Genomic DNA, 16,383 nt, shown 5'->3' on the forward strand with positions numbered 1-16,383 from the left:
AAGCAAAACGCCGGACGTTTCGCATGGCTTTAGCTTCTCGCTTTTCCCGCTATCCGGTACACTCCACTGTGTTATTTCATCAATACTGAAGGATTATCCTCATGTACCAGGATCTTATTCGTAACGAACTGAACGAAGCGGCGGAAACGCTGGCGAACTTTCTGAAAGATGATGCCAATATTCACGCTATTCAGCGCGCGGCGGTCCTGCTGGCCGACAGCTTCAAAGCGGGTGGCAAAGTGCTCTCCTGCGGTAACGGCGGCTCTCACTGTGACGCGATGCACTTCGCAGAAGAGCTGACCGGACGCTATCGCGAAAACCGTCCTGGCTACCCGGCGATTGCGATTTCCGACGTGAGCCACATCTCCTGCGTAGGCAACGACTTCGGTTACGACCACATCTTCTCTCGCTACGTTGAAGCGGTAGGCCGTGAAGGCGACGTGCTGCTGGGGATCTCTACCTCCGGCAACTCCGGCAACGTGATCAAAGCGATTACTGCTGCACGTGAAAAAGGGATGAAAGTCATCACCCTGACGGGCAAAGATGGCGGTAAGATGGACGGTACGGCGGATGTTGAAATTCGCGTTCCGCACTTCGGTTATGCTGACCGCATTCAGGAAATTCACATCAAAGTGATCCACATCCTGATCCAGCTGATCGAAAAAGAGATGGCTAAGTAAGACTTCGCTGGGGGGCGCTGGTGCCCCCCGCTGTTGTGGAGGTGATGTATGTGCGAACTGCTCGGGATGAGCGCCAATGTGCCAACCGATATCTGCTTTAGTTTCACCGGGCTGGTGCAGCGCGGTGGAGGAACCGGGCCGCATAAAGACGGCTGGGGCATCACCTTCTACGAAGGCAAAGGGTGTCGCACGTTCAAAGATCCACAGCCCAGCTTTAACTCACCGATTGCCAAACTGGTGCAGGACTATCCTATCAAGTCCCGCTCGGTGATCGCCCATATTCGCCAGGCTAACCGTGGCGAAGTGGCGCTGGAAAATACCCATCCGTTTACCCGTGAGCTGTGGGGGCGTAACTGGACCTACGCGCACAACGGGCAACTCACGGGCTATAAGTCGCTGGAGACGGGCAATTTCCGCCCGGTAGGCGAAACCGACAGTGAAAAAGCCTTCTGCTGGCTGCTGCACAAGCTGACGGAGCGCTATCCCCGTACGCCAGGCAATATGGCTGCCGTGTTTAAATACATCGCAACGCTGGCCACCGAACTACGTGAAAAAGGCGTGTTCAACATGCTGCTTTCTGACGGCCGCTATGTGATGGCGTTCTGCTCGACGAATTTGTTCTGGATCACCCGCCGTGCGCCGTTTGGCGTGGCAACGCTGCTCGATCAGGATGTGGAGATAGACTTTCAGAAGGAGACCACACCGAACGATGTGGTCACTGTTATTGCAACGCAGCCGCTGACGGGCAACGAAACCTGGCAAAAGATTATGCCAGGCGAGTGGGTGCTATTTTGTCTCGGGGACCGTGTAATTTGACGCCAGCTGTGGATGGACAACTTCGTGGCTCAGCGGCTTGCTGACCACGTAACGGCCATCCACAACCGAGACAACAGGCGGCTTGTGAGTCTGCTCGAAGTAGTCATAGCCGGGTTTCAGCTGTTTCCAGAAATCCGCGTAGTACGAGTACTTGTGACGCGCCATGTTGGCATCCGTCATGCGGAACGGATAGATGCTGACCTGAACGTTTGGCTGACCAAAGACCAACGCGCCGGTGACAAACTGGAAAATCTCATCAATGCCGGAATCGGTCATCGCGTAGCAGCCGATAGACACGCAGGCACCGTGGATCATCAGGTATTTACCTTCATAACCGTGTGCACGGTCATAGGCATTCGGGAAACCGATATTGATGGCTTTATAGAAACGGCTGTCTGGTTTGAGCTGGCTACGCTGAACGTTGTAGAACCCTTCCGGACTTTTGAAATCGCCCTGACGCTGTTTTGGCCCTAATCCACCGGAGTAGTTACAGATTTTGTAGCTATCAAGCAGCTGATACGTCTCACCCATTTTTACAAACAGATCGAGAGTGCGTTCTTCCTTGAAGATCTGAATATAAACCGGCGATCCCATTAACTGCTGTTTATATTCTTTGCTGATCGGCGTCGTTGAGCTATTACTGCTGAGCAGTCCGGCAAACGACATGCACGGAATCAGAAGCATCGCAATGAACAATGCGATTTTACGCATACTACTAGTTCCTTGATAAAACCATGACCAACTTGCCAGGACGGCAAAAGAGACCCGAAATCAGATTATTCTGTTAGGAGCGCTCACATTAGCACCGCTATAGATTTTCGCAAGAGCCGGGCGGTGAGTTTACAAATTAGTTTTACTTTATAAACCATCAAAATCGCGATGGCTCCAGGAACTTTGCGCATTAGCTCGCAATTTGGCGCGCGCGACGGCGGATTCGCTGCCCGCGAGAAGGGGAAAATGTTACACTTCGCGGCCACTGGATTGTTGTTCATGGAAACCTGCTAACCACATGTTTAAAATCAAAAAAGGACTTGATCTGCCGATTGCAGGCGTGCCCGCGCAGCGCGTTTCGACAGGCGCAAGTGTCCGTCATGTCGCCATTATGGGCGACGACTACCTGGGAATGCGACCTTCGATGTTGGTACAGGAAGGCGATCGCGTGATCAAAGGCCAGGCGCTCTTTGAGGACAAAAAAAATCCCGGCGTGATGTTTACAGCCCCCGCGAGCGGCACCGTTGTGGCGATCAACCGTGGCGAACGGCGCGTTCTGCAGTCGGTGGTGATCCGCATTGAAGGCGATGAACAGCGTGAATTCGCCCGTTACGATGCCGCAGACCTCGCGTCGCTGAGCCGTGAGGCTGTTCAGGCTCAGCTTCTGGCGTCCGGCTTATGGACCGCGCTTCGCACGCGTCCCTTCAGTAAATCCCCGGTTCCCGGCACGGAACCGGCCGCGATTTTCGTCACAGCAATGGATACCAACCCGCTCAGCGTGGATCCGCAGCCGGTTATCCTGGCACAGCGCAAAGCCTTTGATGCCGGGCTTACCGTTTTAACCCGTCTGACGTCGGGAAAAGTCCACGTTTGCCAGGCCGGTGGCGGCAAGCTTGGCGGTCATCCTCAGGGGCAGGTCACGTTTAATGAGTTTGCTGGCCCGCATCCGGCGGGTCTGGTCGGGACGCACATCCATTTCCTTGAGCCGGTGAGCCTGACGAAACAGGTCTGGCATCTTAATTATCAGGACGTCATCGCCATCGGTACGCTCTTCACCTCCGGAGAGCTGTGCGCGGAACGCACCATCGCCATCGGTGGGCCGCAGGCTGCAAACCCGCGTCTGGTGAAGACGCTGATTGGCGCGGATATCAATGAACTGCTGAACGAAGAAACCAAAGCAGGCGAAAACCGGCTGATTTCCGGTTCGGTCCTCAGTGGCCGCCATGCCGTGCAGGCGCACGCCTATCTGGGACGTTTCCATTTGCAGGTCAGCATTGTGCAGGAAGGCCGCGAGAAAGAGCTGTTCGGCTGGGTGCTGCCCGGTGCGGAAAAATACTCCGTCACCCGTACCACGCTGGGGCACTTCCTGCGTAATAAGCTGTTTAGCTTCTCGACCAGTACGCACGGCGGCGAGCGCGCTATGGTCCCGATTGGCAACTACGAGCGCGTCATGCCGCTGGATATTCTGCCGACCATGCTGTTGCGCGATCTGCTCGCCGGCGATACCGACAGCGCGCAGGCGCTGGGCTGTCTGGAACTGGACGAAGAAGATCTGGCGCTCTGTACCTATGTCTGTCCGGGAAAATACGAATATGGACCGGTATTGCGCGAGGTGTTAACCCGCATTGAGCAGGAAGGATAACCGATGGGCTTAAAACACCTCTTTGAAAAAATTGAGCCGCACTTTACCGAAGGGAAGCTCAAAAAGTACTACCCGCTGTATGAAGCCACGGCGACCATTTTCTACACGCCGGGGCTGGTGACGAAAGGAGCGGCGCACGTCCGTGACGCCATCGACCTTAAGCGGATGATGATCCTGGTGTGGTTTGCGGTCTTCCCGGCGATGTTCTGGGGGATGTACAACGTCGGTCTGCAGACCATTCCGGCGCTGCACCACATGTACGATGCGCAGCAGCTGGCGCAGGTGCTTCAGTCTGACTGGCACTACCGTCTGGCCCAGTCGTTAGGGGTGAGCTTTGCGCCAGACGCGGGCTGGGTGAGCATGATGACGCTGGGGGCGGTGTTCTTCCTGCCGATTTACATCACGGTCTTTATCGTGGGCGGCTTCTGGGAAGTGCTGTTTGCCATCATCCGTAAACATGAGATCAACGAAGGCTTCTTCGTGACCTCTATTCTGTTTGCCCTGATTGTTCCCCCGACGCTACCGCTCTGGCAGGCAGCGCTGGGCATCAGCTTTGGCGTGGTCATTGCTAAAGAGATCTTCGGCGGCACCGGGCGGAACTTCCTTAACCCGGCGCTGGCGGGGCGTGCGTTCCTCTTCTTTGCCTATCCGGCGCAAATCTCCGGCGACCTGGTCTGGACGGCGGCTGACGGTTTTTCCGGCGCGACGCCGCTTTCACAGTGGGCGGCACACGGCGGCGAAACGCTGGTGAACAACGCGACGGGTCAGCCTGTGACCTGGTTTGATGCCTTTATTGGCAACATTCCGGGTTCCATTGGTGAAGTTTCAACGCTGATGATTTTGATTGGTGGGGCGCTCATCCTGTTTGGGCGCGTGGCCTCCTGGCGAATTGTGGCGGGCGTGATGATCGGCATGGTGCTGACCGCCACGATGTTCAACGTTATCGGTTCGACCACCAACCCAATGTTCTCCATGCCCTGGTACTGGCATCTGGTACTGGGTGGCTTCGCGTTTGGCATGATGTTCATGGCAACCGACCCCGTCTCAGCCTCGTTTACGGACAAAGGTAAATGGAGCTATGGCGTGCTCATTGGCGCGATGTGTGTCCTGATCCGCGTGGTCAACCCGGCGTACCCGGAAGGAATGATGCTGGCCATTCTTTTTGCCAACCTGTTTGCGCCACTCTTCGATTGCCTGGTGGTGCGGGCCAACATTAAGCGGAGGAAGGCGCGTGGCTGAAGTTAAAAATAACGACAGTATCAGCAAAACGCTGCTGGTGGTGCTGGTGCTCTGTCTGGTCTGTTCGATTGTCGTGGCCGGCTCTGCCGTGGGGTTAAAACCCCTGCAGCAGGCGCAACGTGCGCTGGATAAACAGCGCAACATACTGGCCGTGGCCGGGTTGATGCAGGAAGGGATGAGTGCAGACGACGTCTCGGCGGTATTTGCGGAGCGTATTTCACCGCGTCTGGTGGATTTGAAAACCGGCCAGCTGCTGGATAAAGATCCGGCGAAGTATAACCAGGCGCTGGCGCTGAAAGATCCGCAGATGAGCCTGACGCTCGAGGCATCGCAAGATCCCGCCGGGATTAAGCGCCGCAGCAATCTCGCCGAAATTTATCTGGTGCGTGACCCCCAAAAACGCATTCAGGAAGTGGTGCTTCCTGTCTACGGCAACGGCCTGTGGTCAATGATGTATGCCTTTGTGGCGCTTGATACGGATGGCCGTACCGTAAAAGGCATTACGTATTACGACCAGGGCGAAACGCCGGGGCTGGGTGGCGAAGTAGAAAACCCGAACTGGCGGGCACAGTTTATCGGTAAGAAAGTGCTCGACGATAACGGTCTGCCTGCGCTGAAGGTGATGAAAGGGGCGGCACGTCCCGGTGACGACTACGCCGTCGACGGGCTGTCCGGCGCCACGCTCACCTCCAAAGGCGTGCAGCACAGTTTTGATTTCTGGATGGGCGAGCTGGGTTTTGGTCCTTTCCTGAAAAACGTACGTGAAGGAGCGCTAAACAATGGCTGATACCGGTGAACTGAAAGAAGTCAAAAAGGTGCTCATTGGCCCACTGCTGGCCAATAACCCGATCACGCTGCAGGTGCTGGGCGTCTGTTCAGCCCTGGCGGTGACGACCAAGCTGGAAACGGCGGTGGTGATGACGCTGGCGGTCACGCTGGTCACGGCATTTTCGAGCATGTTTATCTCGATGATCCGCCACCACATTCCCAACAGCGTGAGGATCATCGTGCAGATGGCGATCATCGCCTCGCTGGTGATCGTGGTCGATCAGCTGCTGCGCGCCTTCGCCTATGAAATCTCCAAACAGCTCTCGGTGTTTGTCGGGCTGATCATCACCAACTGTATTGTGATGGGGCGTGCGGAAGCCTACGCCATGAAAATGCCGCCGCTGGCGAGTTTTATGGACGGTATCGGTAACGGCCTCGGCTACGGTGTGATCCTGCTGACCGTTGGCTTCCTGCGTGAGCTGATTGGCAGCGGTAAGCTGTTTGGCATCACGGTGCTGGACACGGTGCAAAACGGTGGATGGTATCTGCCAAACGGCCTGTTCCTGCTGGCTCCCAGCGCATTTTTCATTATCGGTTTGTTGATCTGGCTGATTCGTACGTTGAGACCAGAACAGCAGGAAAAGGAGTAACCGACGATGGCTCATTACCTGAGTTTGTTTGTGCGCGCGGTGTTTGTTGAAAACATGGCGCTCGCGTTTTTCCTCGGCATGTGTACGTTCCTTGCGGTGTCCAAAAAAGTGTCGACGGCATTTGGGCTGGGTATCGCGGTCACCGTGGTGCTTGGCTTATCTGTACCGATTAACAATCTGGTCTACAACTTTGTGCTGCGGGACGGCGCGCTGGTGGAAGGGGTTGACCTCAGCTTCCTGAACTTCATCACCTTTATTGGCGTGATTGCCGCGCTGGTGCAAATCCTGGAGATGATCCTCGATAAGTACTTCCCGTCGCTGTACAACGCGCTGGGGATCTTCCTGCCGCTGATCGCGGTGAACTGCGCCATCTTCGGCGGCGTCTCGTTTATGGTTCAGCGTGATTACAACTTCAGTGAATCTGTGGTGTACGGTTTCGGCTCCGGCATCGGATGGATGCTGGCGATTGTCACCATGGCGGGGATCCGCGAAAAAATGAAATATGCCAACGTGCCTGCAGGCCTGCGTGGCTTAGGGATCACCTTTATCACCACCGGGCTGATGGCGCTGGGCTTCATGTCCTTCTCCGGTGTGCAGCTATAAGGGCTAACAGATGGAAATTATTCTTGGCGTGGTGATGTTCACGCTGATTGTACTGGTGCTGTCAGGGCTCATTCTGGCGGCGCGCGCGAAGCTGGTGAATTCCGGCGACGTGGTGATTGATATTAACGACGATCCGCAGAATCAGATCCGCACCCCTGCGGGAGATAAGCTGCTCAACACGCTGTCCGGTAACGGTATTTTTGTCTCCTCGGCCTGCGGCGGCGGCGGCTCCTGCGGGCAGTGCCGCGTGACGGTAAAAGAGGGTGGCGGCGATATTCTGCCCACCGAGCTGTCGCATATCACAAAGCGTGAGGCAAAAGAGGGCTGCCGTCTGGCCTGCCAGGTCGCAGTGCGTCAGAACATGAAGATTGAACTGCCGGAAGAGATTTTCGGCGTCAAAAAATGGGAATGTGAAGTTATCTCTAATGATAACAAAGCTACCTTTATCAAAGAGCTGAAGCTGCGGGTGCCGAAAGGGGAAGATGTCCCGTTCCGTGCCGGAGGATACATTCAGATTGAGTGCCCTGAGCATACCGTGGCGTATGCGGACTTTGACGTTCCGCAGGCGTACCGCGCCGACTGGGACAAATTCAATCTCTTCCGCTTTGTATCTGAGGTGAAAGAGCCGACGCTGCGCGCCTACTCGATGGCCAACTACCCGGAAGAGAAGGGCATTATCATGCTCAACGTGCGTATCGCCACGCCGCCACCGAATGTGCCGGATGCGCCGCCGGGCGTGATGTCATCATACATCTGGTCCCTAAAGCCGGGCGATAAGGTGACCATCTCCGGCCCGTTCGGGGAGTTCTTCGCGAAAGATACCGACGCGGAAATGGTCTTTATCGGCGGCGGTGCCGGCATGGCCCCGATGCGCTCGCACATCTTTGACCAGCTCAAGCGGCTCGGCAGCAAGCGTAAAATCAGCTTCTGGTACGGGGCGCGTTCGCTGCGTGAGATGTTCTACGATGATGAGTTTGAACAGCTGGCGCGTGAAAACCCGAACTTTACCTTCCACGTGGCGCTCTCCGATCCGCAGCCGGAAGATAACTGGACGGGCTATACGGGGTTCATCCACAACGTGCTGTATGAAAACTACCTTAAACAGCACCCGGCTCCCGAGGACTGCGAGTTCTATATGTGTGGTCCGCCGATGATGAACGCCGCCGTGATTAAGATGCTGAAAGATCTCGGCGTCGAAGATGAGAACATCATGCTCGATGACTTTGGAGGCTGATGATGCTGACGTTTCTGGCAACCTTTGTGGTTTTTGTGCTTGTCATCTTCGGCATGTCGTTAGGCTGGATCGTTAAGCGGAAAAGCATTCAGGGCAGCTGCGGCGGTATTTCCTCCATTGGCATGGAGAAGGTCTGCGACTGCCCGGAACCGTGCGACGCCCGTAAAAAACGCATGGCGCGCGAGCAGCAGCGCATTATTTAAGTTTTTGTAGGCCGGGTAAGGCAACGCCGCCACCCGGCATTCTTACATCTGCTTCTCAATCCTCATTTGTTTACTGTATACTTATCCAGTGATGAGTGAGGGCTTACTATGCGCAAAATAATCCATGTTGATATGGACTGCTTTTTTGCCGCAGTGGAGATGCGAGACAACCCGGCGCTGCGGGATATTCCCATCGCCATTGGCGGCAGCCGCGTTCAGCGTGGCGTTATCAGCACCGCCAACTACCCTGCGCGCAAATTTGGCGTGCGTAGCGCCATGCCGACGGCGATGGCCTTAAAGCTTTGCCCTCATCTCACGCTTCTGCCCGGGCGGTTCGACGCCTATAAAGAGGCTTCCCTTCATATTCGGGAAATCTTCTCCCGCTATACCTCTTTGATAGAACCGCTGTCGCTGGACGAAGCCTATCTCGATGTGACCGACAGTGTGCATTGCCACGGCTCCGCCACGCTGATGGCGCAGGAGATCCGCCAGACGATTTTCAACGAGCTGAATCTGACGGCATCTGCGGGGGTTGCGCCCGTTAAATTCCTTGCCAAAATCGCTTCGGATTTAAATAAGCCCAACGGCCAGTACGTCATTACGCCGGAAGAGGTGCCTGCATTTTTAAAAACGCTGCCGCTTGGCAAAATCCCCGGCGTCGGGAAAGTCTCCGCCGCAAAGCTGGAAAGCATGGGGTTACGCACCTGCGAAGACGTGCAGCGAAGCGACCTCGCCATGCTGCTCAAGCGCTTCGGGAAGTTTGGCCGCGTGCTGTGGGAGCGCAGCCAGGGGATTGACGATCGCGATGTGAACAGCGAACGGCTGCGGAAATCCGTCGGCGTCGAGCGAACCCTCATTGAAGATATTCATGACTGGTCCGAATGCGAAACCATTATCACGGAACAGCTTTATCCTGAGCTGGAACGACGCTTAAGCAAGCTAAAACCGGACCTGCTGATTGCCCGTCAGGGCATCAAGCTCAAATTCAACGATTTTCAGCAGACCACGCAGGAACATGTCTGGCCGCGTCTGAATAAAGACGATCTTATCGCGACGGCAAAAAAGGCATGGGAAGAGCGACGAGGAGGGCGAGGGGTGAGGCTGGTGGGATTGCACGTCACGCTGCTGGATCCGCAGTTAGAGCGACAGCTGGTATTAGGATTGTAAAAAAGCCCGGTGCGCTACGCTTACCGGGCCTGGGTTTTTCACCCTATCCCTGTGGGAGAGGGCTGGGATGAGGGTATTACTTAACTGGGATCGCCTTCAGCAGTTCAGTCAGCAGCGTCCAGTAATGACCAACGCTTTCGATATGAACCTGCTCATCCGGCGAGTGCGGACCGGTAATGGTTGGCCCGATAGATACCATGTCCATATTCGGATACGGTTTCTTGAACAGACCACATTCCAGACCCGCGTGGATCACCTGAATATTCGGCGTGCTGTTGAACAGACGCTGGTAGGTTTCACGCACCAGTGCCATCACCGGAGAGCTTGCATCCGGCTGCCAGCCCGGGTAGCTGCCTTTGGCGGAGGTTTTTGCGCCCGCCAGCGTACCCAGAGATTCCAGCATGCTCACCACATACTCTTTACCGCTGTCGATAAGGGAGCGGATCAGGCAGATGATCTCCGCGCTGTCGTCGCTCATGGTCACCACGCCCACGTTCAGTGAGGTTTCCACTACGCCTTTCGCCACGTCAGAGTTGCGGATTACGCCGTTTGGCGTCGCGTTCAGCAGCTGAACGAAGGTGTCACGAGACTGCACGGTCAGCGCGGCTTTATCCGTGGAGACGGATTCCAGCACCACGGTCAGGTTCTTCTCTTTCGCCGACAGTTCGTTTTTCAGGATATCCAGGTACACGGTGGAGAGTTTTTTCAGCTCGTCGGCTTTAGCCGCTGGAACCGCTACGGTGGCGAAGGCTTCGCGCGGGATCGCGTTGCGCAGGGTACCGCCGTTGAAGTCTACCAGACGCAGATCCAGCTCGGCCGCATGGCCTGCCAGGAAGCGTGCCAGCAGCTTGTTGGCGTTACCCAGACCCAGGTGAATATCACCGCCGGAGTGGCCGCCTTTCAGCCCTTTCAGCGTCAGCTTGAAGGTCTGGAAACCGGCAGGAATCGCTTCGCGTGACAGCGGCAGGGTAGAGATGAAATCAATCCCGCCCGCGCAGCCCATGTAGATCTCGCCTTCTTCTTCGGAGTCGGTGTTGATCAGGATATCCGCCTGCAGCCAGTTCGCCTGCAGACCGAACGCCCCGTCCATGCCCGCTTCTTCGGTCATGGTCAGCAGCACTTCCAGTGGACCGTGCTCAACGCTGTCGTCAGCCAGCACGGCCAGCGCAGAGGCCATACCGATGCCGTTATCCGCACCCAGGGTGGTGCCGCGCGCTTTCACCCAGTCGCCGTCGATGTACGGCTGAATCGGGTCTTTGGTGAAGTCGTGAACGGTGTCGTTGTTCTTCTGTGGCACCATGTCCAGGTGCGCCTGCAGCACAACCGGTTTACGGTTTTCCATGCCTGCGGTGGCGGGTTTGCGGATCAGAATGTTGCCAACCTGGTCACGTTCCGCATGCAGACCTTTTTCCTTCGCCCAGCCCATAATATGTTCGGCAAGCTGTTCTTCATGGTAGGAAGGGTGTGGAATGGAGCAGATTTTGGCAAAAATATCCCACAGCGGCTGCGGAGATAGTTGAGACAGTTCAGACACGATAAGTCTCCTTGTCGAGGCGCTGCAAACAGGGTTGCAGGTCACAGGGTTAGCAGGTTAATAGTTACCACAAGTCAGGCTTGCGAGATGAAACTGAGAATACCACTTTCTCTGCTGGCTGGTAGCATAAAGCATGTAAAAACTCAGGCAGAGGGCGCTAAACACTGGTTTTTAGTGCGTCAGATCTCTATAATCTCGCGCAACCTATTTCCCCCTCGAACACTTTTTAAGCCGTATAAAAACAGGCTGGGACACTTCACATGAGCGAAAAATACGTCGTCACCTGGGACATGTTGCAGATTCACGCACGCAAACTGGCTGCGCGTCTGATGCCTTCCGAACAGTGGAAAGGCATTATTGCCGTCAGCCGTGGCGGTCTGGTACCGGGGGCGCTGCTGGCACGTGAGCTGGGTATTCGTCATGTCGATACCGTTTGCATCTCCAGCTATGACCATGACAACCAGCGCGAGCTGAAAGTGCTGAAACGCGCGGAAGGCGATGGTGAAGGCTTCATCGTTATTGATGACCTGGTGGATACCGGCGGTACCGCGGTGGCTATCCGTGAAATGTATCCGAAAGCACATTTCGTCACTATCTTCGCAAAGCCTGCTGGCCGCCCGCTGGTTGACGATTACGTGATTGATATTCCGCAGGATACATGGATTGAACAGCCATGGGATATGGGCGTGGTCTTCGTACCGCCAATCTCGGGTCGTTAATCACGTTCCGCAATTAATTTAACGCCCGGTGATGCCGGGCGTTGTTTTTTTTAGTCTGGCGCGCGTTACAATAGTCTCTATACGACGTATTCATGGAGGCAATGCAATGACGCAGGCGAATCTCACCGAGACTCTCTTCAAACCCCGTTTCAAACACCCTGAAACGTCGACGCTGGTGCGTCGCTTCAATCCGGGTACTCAGCCTGCCGTCCAGTCTGCGTTAGACGGTAAAAACGTGCCTCACTGGTATCGCATGATTAACCGCCTGATGTGGATCTGGCGCGGTATCGACCCCCGTGAAATCCTTGATGTGCAGGCACGTATCGTGATGAGTGAAGCCGAGCGTACCGACAGCGAACTCTATGATACGGTGGTGGGCTACCGTGGCGGAAACTGGATCTACGAGTGGTCTAAACAGGCGATGCTCTGGCAGCAAAAAGCCAGCCAGGAAGAGGATGCCACGCGCAGCGGCAAACACTGGCTGCATGCGGCCAACCTCTATGCCATTGCCGCGTATCCACATCTGAAAGGCGATGAGCTGGCTGAACAGGCGCAGGCGCTGGCGAATCGCGCCTACGAAGAGGCGGCTCAACGCCTGCCGGGCCAGATGCGCGAGCTTGAGTTCGCTGTTCCGGGCGGGGCGCCCGTTACCGGGTTCCTGCATATGCCCGAAGGTGAAGGCCCGTTCCCGACCGTGCTGATGTGCGGCGGGCTGGACTCTCTGCAAACTGACTATTACAGCCTGTATGAGCGCTACTTCGCACCAAAAGGGATCGCGATGCTGACGCTGGATATGCCCTCAATTGGCTTCTCCTCCAAATGGAAACTGACTCAGGATTCCAGCCTGCTGCACCAGCATGCGCTAAAAGCGCTGGAAAACATTCCGTGGGTTGACCACACCCGCGTGGCGGCATTTGGCTTCCGCTTTGGCGCAAACGTCGCGGTGCGTCTGGCTTACCTTGAATCCTCCCGCCTGAAAGCAGTCGCCTGCCTTGGACCGGTCGTTCATGCCCTGCTCAGCGATCCCGCACGCCAGGGGAGCGTGCCTGAAATGTACCTTGATGTGCTGGCCAGCCGTCTTGGCATGCATGATGCATCAGACGAAGCGCTGCGCGTTGAGCTCAATCGCTACTCGTTAAAAACGCAAGGGTTGCTGGGACGTCGCTGCCCGACGCCGATGCTGTCGGGGTTCTGGAAAAACGATCCGTTCAGTCCGGAAGAAGAGTCGCGCTTAATCACGTCGTCATCTGCGGATGGCAAACTGCTTGAGGTGCCGTTCAGCCCGGTCTATCAGAATTTCGATAAAGCTCTGAAAGAGATTACGCGCTGGATCGCTCAGAGATTGTGTTAATAGATTGCTAAATTTCGCTGGTTTGGTAAAACAGTGGCTTCACAAAAGGAGATCGCAATGACGTTACCGAGTGGACACCCGAAAAGTAGATTGATTAAGAAGTTCATGGCTCTTGGCCCGTATATTCGAGAAGAGCAGTGTGAAGAGAATCGCTTTTTTTTCGACTGCCTGGCTGTATGCGTCAACGTGAAGCCTGCACCCGAAAAACGTGAATTCTGGGGCTGGTGGATGGAAATGGAAGCAGAGGAAAAACGCTTTACGTATAGCTACCAGTTTGGCCTGTTTAATAAAGACGGTAACTGGCAGGCCACCACCATTAAAGATCAGGAAGTGATCGATCGCCTGGAATATACCCTGAAAGAGTTTCACGACAAAGCGAGCGCACTGCTGGCCACCCTGGACCTTAAGTTCGAGCCAGCGGATGATTTTTCCAGCGAAGCGGTGAAGCTGACCGCCTGATAGCGTCACAGCGCCGGGTGGCGGCTTCGCCTTACCCGGCCTACAAAATGCACTATCCCGTAGGCCCGGTAAGCGCAGCGCTACCGGGCAAAAAAAATCCCGGCTTATCTGCCGGGATTTTCTTATTCGGGTAATCTTAGAACTGGTAGGTCATACCCAGGGCAACGATATCATCGCTGCTCACGCCCAGTTTATTATCGTCGTCAATCTGGTTAATTTTATAATCAACAAACGCGGACATATTTTTGTTGAAGTAATAGGTCGCGCCAACGTCAATATATTTCACCAGATCTTCGTCACCAATACCTTCGATATCTTTGCCTTTAGACTGGACATAACCCAGGGACGGACGCAGACCGAAATCGAACTGATATTGTGCGACGACTTCAAAGTTCTGCGCTTTATTGGCAAATCCGCCAGAAATTGGCGTCATGTTGCGGGTTTCTGAATACATCGCTGCCAGATAAATATCGTTCGCGTCATATTTCAGACCGGTAGCCCAGGCTTCGGCTTTCTGCCCCTGACCACGCGCCAGCAGGTTCTGCGCGTTGGTGCGGTCAGAGTTAGTGTAAGCACCGCTGACGGCAAAATCGCTGCCGCCGAAGTCATAGCTCAGAGAGGTACCAAAACCGTCACCGTTCTGCTTCTTGGCGTCACGGTTTTCGTTTTTACCCTGGTACTGCAGGGTCATGTCCAGGCCGTCAACCGCGCCGAAGAAGTCGGTGTTGCGGTAGGTGGCAAGACCGGTCGCACGCTTGGTCATGAAGTTATCGGTCTGAGCGGAAGAGTCGCCGCCGAACTCAGGGAACATGTCGGTCCATGCTTCGACGTCATACAGCGCACCCAGGTTACGACCGTAATCCAGAGAGCCAAAGTTTTTCAGCTTCAGGCCCGCGAACGCCAGACGGGTTTTCTGAGAGGAGTCGCTCTCGGCTTTGTTACCCGCAAATTCAGATTCCCAACGACCATAGCCCGTCAGCTGATCGTTAATCTGGGTTTCGCCTTTAAAACCGAAACGAACGTAAGTCTGATCGCCATCTTTGGTGGCATCATCGCTGATGTAGTGCATGGCTTTCACTTTGCCGTACACGTCCAGCTTATTACCATCTTTATTATAAACTTCAGCTGCGTGAACGGATGCAGAAGCCACTACGCCCATAACCATTAATGCCAGAGTGCTCTTTTTCATTTTCGATCCTGTCTTATAAACGCGCTAAAAAATTCGCTGGACGATAAGCTCATGCTTAAGTCCCGTGAAAAAACAGGAAGGGTTTTATCGTTCTGGAATGAAACTTTTATGACAAACTAAGAATAATTTTAAAAAACTGTGATTTATTATTTCGGTAATAAAAGTGTCAAATTCTCCCGCTACGCTTCCTGATCCCGCGCAACAAAGTGTTTCGCGATGTGCTAAGGCAGTTGGCAACGGGGCTGACTCCTGCTAAAACGTTCGTTCGACATTACTTTCCCTTATCGTTGAACGGCAGAGAATCATGAGTGACAGCCAGACGCTGGTGGTAAAACTCGGTACCAGTGTGTTAACAGGCGGATCGCGCCGCCTAAATCGCGCCCACATTGTTGAGCTTGTACGTCAGTGCGCTCAGTTACATGCCGCAGGGCATCGTATTGTAATTGTGACCTCCGGGGCGATTGCCGCCGGGCGTGAACACCTGGGTTACCCCGAACTCCCCGCGACGATCGCCTCTAAACAGCTGCTGGCCGCCGTGGGACAAAGCCGACTCATTCAACTCTGGGAACAGCTGTTCTCTATCTATGGCATCCACGTCGGACAGATGCTGCTGACGCGTGCGGATATGGAAGACAGAGAGCGCTTCCTGAACGCCCGCGATACCCTGCGCGCGCTGCTGGACAACAATATCGTTCCGGTCATTAATGAGAACGATGCCGTTGCTACCGCTGAAATCAAAGTGGGTGATAACGACAACCTCTCTGCGCTGGCCGCCATTCTGGCTGGCGCCGATAAATTACTGCTTCTGACCGATCAGCAGGGGTTGTTCACTGCCGATCCGCGCTCCAACCCGGAAGCCGAGCTGATTACCGACGTTCACGGTATCGACGATGCGCTGCGCGCCATCGCCGGTGACAGCGTGTCCGGCCTCGGAACGGGCGGCATGGGGACCAAGCTGCAGGCCGCCGACGTGGCGTGCCGCGCCGGTATCGACACCATCATTGCCGCGGGCAGCCGCCCTGGCGTGATTGGCGACGTGATGGAAGGCATCTCCGTCGGCACCCGCTTCCACGCTCAGGAATCCCCGCTGGAAAACCGTAAACGCTGGATATTTGGCGCGCCACCTGCGGGCGAACTCGTCGTTGATGAAGGGGCGACCGCCGCGATTCTGGAACGAGGAAGTTCATTACTTCCTAAAGGAATTAAAAGCGTGACAGGCAACTTCTCCCGTGGTGAAGTGATCCGTATCCGTAACCTCGAAGGCCGCGACATCGCCCACGGCGTAAGCCGCTATAACAGCGATGCCCTGCGCCGCATCGCGGGTCACCATTCGCAGCAGATCGACGCCATTCTGGGCTATGAATATGGCCCGGTTGCCGTGCATCGCGATGACATGATTATTCGTTAAGGAGCCAGAA

17 protein-coding genes are annotated in these 16,383 nt (G+C 55.3%); 14 read left to right on the forward strand and 3 right to left on the reverse strand.

The window, feature by feature from the left end:
- The first annotated feature begins 101 nt into the window (after nt 1-101).
- Both lpcA and PI91_RS06885 read left to right on the forward strand, forming a co-directional pair.
- Nucleotides 102-680, forward strand: coding sequence for a D-sedoheptulose 7-phosphate isomerase (gene lpcA, locus PI91_RS06880; protein ID WP_008500263.1), 579 nt, complete (start codon nt 102-104; stop codon nt 678-680).
- A 48-nt stretch (nt 681-728) separates the two neighbouring features.
- On the forward strand, nt 729-1,496 hold the full coding sequence (locus tag PI91_RS06885; protein WP_008500262.1) for a class II glutamine amidotransferase: 768 nt from the start codon (nt 729-731) through the stop codon (nt 1,494-1,496).
- Here PI91_RS06885 and dpaA read toward each other — a convergent pair.
- Complete coding sequence (gene dpaA, locus PI91_RS06890) at nt 1,467-2,207, reverse strand: peptidoglycan meso-diaminopimelic acid protein amidase (protein WP_008500261.1); 741 nt, start codon at nt 2,205-2,207, stop codon at nt 1,467-1,469. The two genes, PI91_RS06885 and dpaA, sit on opposite strands and share 30 nt — an antisense overlap.
- Before the next feature lie 298 nt (nt 2,208-2,505).
- Here dpaA and PI91_RS06895 point away from each other — a divergent pair, with 298 nt between their 5' ends.
- From PI91_RS06895 to dinB, 8 genes are all read left to right on the forward strand, one after another.
- A complete protein-coding gene (locus PI91_RS06895) occupies nt 2,506-3,849 on the forward strand; it encodes a Na(+)-translocating NADH-quinone reductase subunit A (RefSeq protein WP_008500260.1) in 1,344 nt (447 codons plus the stop codon).
- Nucleotides 3,850-3,852: 3 nt separating this feature from the next.
- Nucleotides 3,853-5,088, forward strand: coding sequence for an NADH:ubiquinone reductase (Na(+)-transporting) subunit B (locus PI91_RS06900; protein ID WP_039265731.1), 1,236 nt, complete (start codon nt 3,853-3,855; stop codon nt 5,086-5,088).
- Nucleotides 5,081-5,875, forward strand: a complete 795-nt coding sequence (locus tag PI91_RS06905; RefSeq protein WP_023293210.1) for a Na(+)-translocating NADH-quinone reductase subunit C — start codon at nt 5,081-5,083, stop codon at nt 5,873-5,875. Before PI91_RS06900 ends, PI91_RS06905 begins: the two co-directional genes overlap by 8 nt.
- The gene (locus PI91_RS06910; protein WP_039265733.1) at nt 5,868-6,506 is read left to right on the forward strand and encodes an NADH:ubiquinone reductase (Na(+)-transporting) subunit D; all 639 of its coding nucleotides are present in this window, start codon (nt 5,868-5,870) and stop codon (nt 6,504-6,506) included. The genes PI91_RS06905 and PI91_RS06910 overlap by 8 nt, the downstream gene beginning before the upstream one ends.
- Nucleotides 6,507-6,512: 6 nt before the next feature.
- Complete coding sequence (gene nqrE, locus PI91_RS06915) at nt 6,513-7,109, forward strand: NADH:ubiquinone reductase (Na(+)-transporting) subunit E (protein WP_008500255.1); 597 nt, start codon at nt 6,513-6,515, stop codon at nt 7,107-7,109.
- A 10-nt stretch (nt 7,110-7,119) separates the two neighbouring features.
- Nucleotides 7,120-8,343, forward strand: a complete 1,224-nt coding sequence (gene nqrF, locus PI91_RS06920; protein WP_023293209.1) for an NADH:ubiquinone reductase (Na(+)-transporting) subunit F — start codon at nt 7,120-7,122, stop codon at nt 8,341-8,343.
- The gene (gene nqrM, locus PI91_RS06925; RefSeq protein ID WP_023615899.1) at nt 8,343-8,546 is read left to right on the forward strand and encodes a (Na+)-NQR maturation NqrM; all 204 of its coding nucleotides are present in this window, start codon (nt 8,343-8,345) and stop codon (nt 8,544-8,546) included. The genes nqrF and nqrM overlap by 1 nt, the downstream gene beginning before the upstream one ends.
- Before the next feature lie 108 nt (nt 8,547-8,654).
- Complete coding sequence (dinB, locus tag PI91_RS06930) at nt 8,655-9,713, forward strand: DNA polymerase IV (RefSeq protein ID WP_023293207.1); 1,059 nt, start codon at nt 8,655-8,657, stop codon at nt 9,711-9,713.
- Nucleotides 9,714-9,789: 76 nt separating this feature from the next.
- On the opposite strand, the gene pepD is transcribed toward dinB, so the two are convergent.
- The gene (pepD, locus tag PI91_RS06935; RefSeq protein ID WP_008500251.1) at nt 9,790-11,247 is read right to left on the reverse strand and encodes a cytosol nonspecific dipeptidase; all 1,458 of its coding nucleotides are present in this window, start codon (nt 11,245-11,247) and stop codon (nt 9,790-9,792) included.
- 260 nt (nt 11,248-11,507) lie between these two features.
- Between pepD and gpt the strand changes: the two genes are divergently transcribed.
- From gpt to crl, 3 genes are all read left to right on the forward strand, one after another.
- Complete coding sequence (gpt, locus tag PI91_RS06940; RefSeq protein ID WP_003863205.1) at nt 11,508-11,966, forward strand: xanthine phosphoribosyltransferase; 459 nt, start codon at nt 11,508-11,510, stop codon at nt 11,964-11,966.
- A 106-nt stretch (nt 11,967-12,072) separates the two neighbouring features.
- The gene (gene frsA / locus PI91_RS06945; protein ID WP_039265734.1) at nt 12,073-13,317 is read left to right on the forward strand and encodes an esterase FrsA; all 1,245 of its coding nucleotides are present in this window, start codon (nt 12,073-12,075) and stop codon (nt 13,315-13,317) included.
- 57 nt (nt 13,318-13,374) lie between these two features.
- Nucleotides 13,375-13,776: a sigma factor-binding protein Crl gene (gene crl / locus PI91_RS06950; RefSeq protein ID WP_008500249.1), complete on the forward strand. Its 402-nt coding sequence runs from the start codon at nt 13,375-13,377 to the stop codon at nt 13,774-13,776.
- 136 nt (nt 13,777-13,912) lie between these two features.
- Here the strand turns inward: crl and phoE are convergent, their stop codons facing one another.
- Complete coding sequence (gene phoE / locus PI91_RS06955) at nt 13,913-14,965, reverse strand: phosphoporin PhoE (protein ID WP_008501878.1); 1,053 nt, start codon at nt 14,963-14,965, stop codon at nt 13,913-13,915.
- A gap of 304 nt (nt 14,966-15,269) precedes the next feature.
- Between phoE and proB the strand changes: the two genes are divergently transcribed.
- On the forward strand, nt 15,270-16,373 hold the full coding sequence (gene proB, locus PI91_RS06960) for a glutamate 5-kinase (protein WP_008501877.1): 1,104 nt from the start codon (nt 15,270-15,272) through the stop codon (nt 16,371-16,373).
- The last annotated feature ends 10 nt before the right edge of the window (nt 16,374-16,383 follow it).

Source organism: Enterobacter sp. FB (assembly GCF_000805795.1).
Taxonomy (GTDB): Bacteria; Pseudomonadota; Gammaproteobacteria; order Enterobacterales; family Enterobacteriaceae; genus Enterobacter; species Enterobacter roggenkampii.

Coding starts and splice junctions, on each gene's coding strand:
- frsA (WP_039265734.1), top strand. CDS start 12,073: ATGACGCAGGCGAATCTCACCGAGACTCTCTTCAAACCCCGTTTCAAA.
- dinB (WP_023293207.1), top strand. CDS start 8,655: ATGCGCAAAATAATCCATGTTGATATGGACTGCTTTTTTGCCGCAGTG.
- dpaA (WP_008500261.1), bottom strand. CDS start 2,207: ATGCGTAAAATCGCATTGTTCATTGCGATGCTTCTGATTCCGTGCATG.
- nqrM (WP_023615899.1), top strand. CDS start 8,343: ATGATGCTGACGTTTCTGGCAACCTTTGTGGTTTTTGTGCTTGTCATC.
- PI91_RS06895 (WP_008500260.1), top strand. CDS start 2,506: ATGTTTAAAATCAAAAAAGGACTTGATCTGCCGATTGCAGGCGTGCCC.
- proB (WP_008501877.1), top strand. CDS start 15,270: ATGAGTGACAGCCAGACGCTGGTGGTAAAACTCGGTACCAGTGTGTTA.
- nqrE (WP_008500255.1), top strand. CDS start 6,513: ATGGCTCATTACCTGAGTTTGTTTGTGCGCGCGGTGTTTGTTGAAAAC.
- nqrF (WP_023293209.1), top strand. CDS start 7,120: ATGGAAATTATTCTTGGCGTGGTGATGTTCACGCTGATTGTACTGGTG.
- PI91_RS06910 (WP_039265733.1), top strand. CDS start 5,868: ATGGCTGATACCGGTGAACTGAAAGAAGTCAAAAAGGTGCTCATTGGC.
- PI91_RS06900 (WP_039265731.1), top strand. CDS start 3,853: ATGGGCTTAAAACACCTCTTTGAAAAAATTGAGCCGCACTTTACCGAA.
- PI91_RS06885 (WP_008500262.1), top strand. CDS start 729: ATGTGCGAACTGCTCGGGATGAGCGCCAATGTGCCAACCGATATCTGC.
- gpt (WP_003863205.1), top strand. CDS start 11,508: ATGAGCGAAAAATACGTCGTCACCTGGGACATGTTGCAGATTCACGCA.
- crl (WP_008500249.1), top strand. CDS start 13,375: ATGACGTTACCGAGTGGACACCCGAAAAGTAGATTGATTAAGAAGTTC.
- phoE (WP_008501878.1), bottom strand. CDS start 14,965: ATGAAAAAGAGCACTCTGGCATTAATGGTTATGGGCGTAGTGGCTTCT.
- lpcA (WP_008500263.1), top strand. CDS start 102: ATGTACCAGGATCTTATTCGTAACGAACTGAACGAAGCGGCGGAAACG.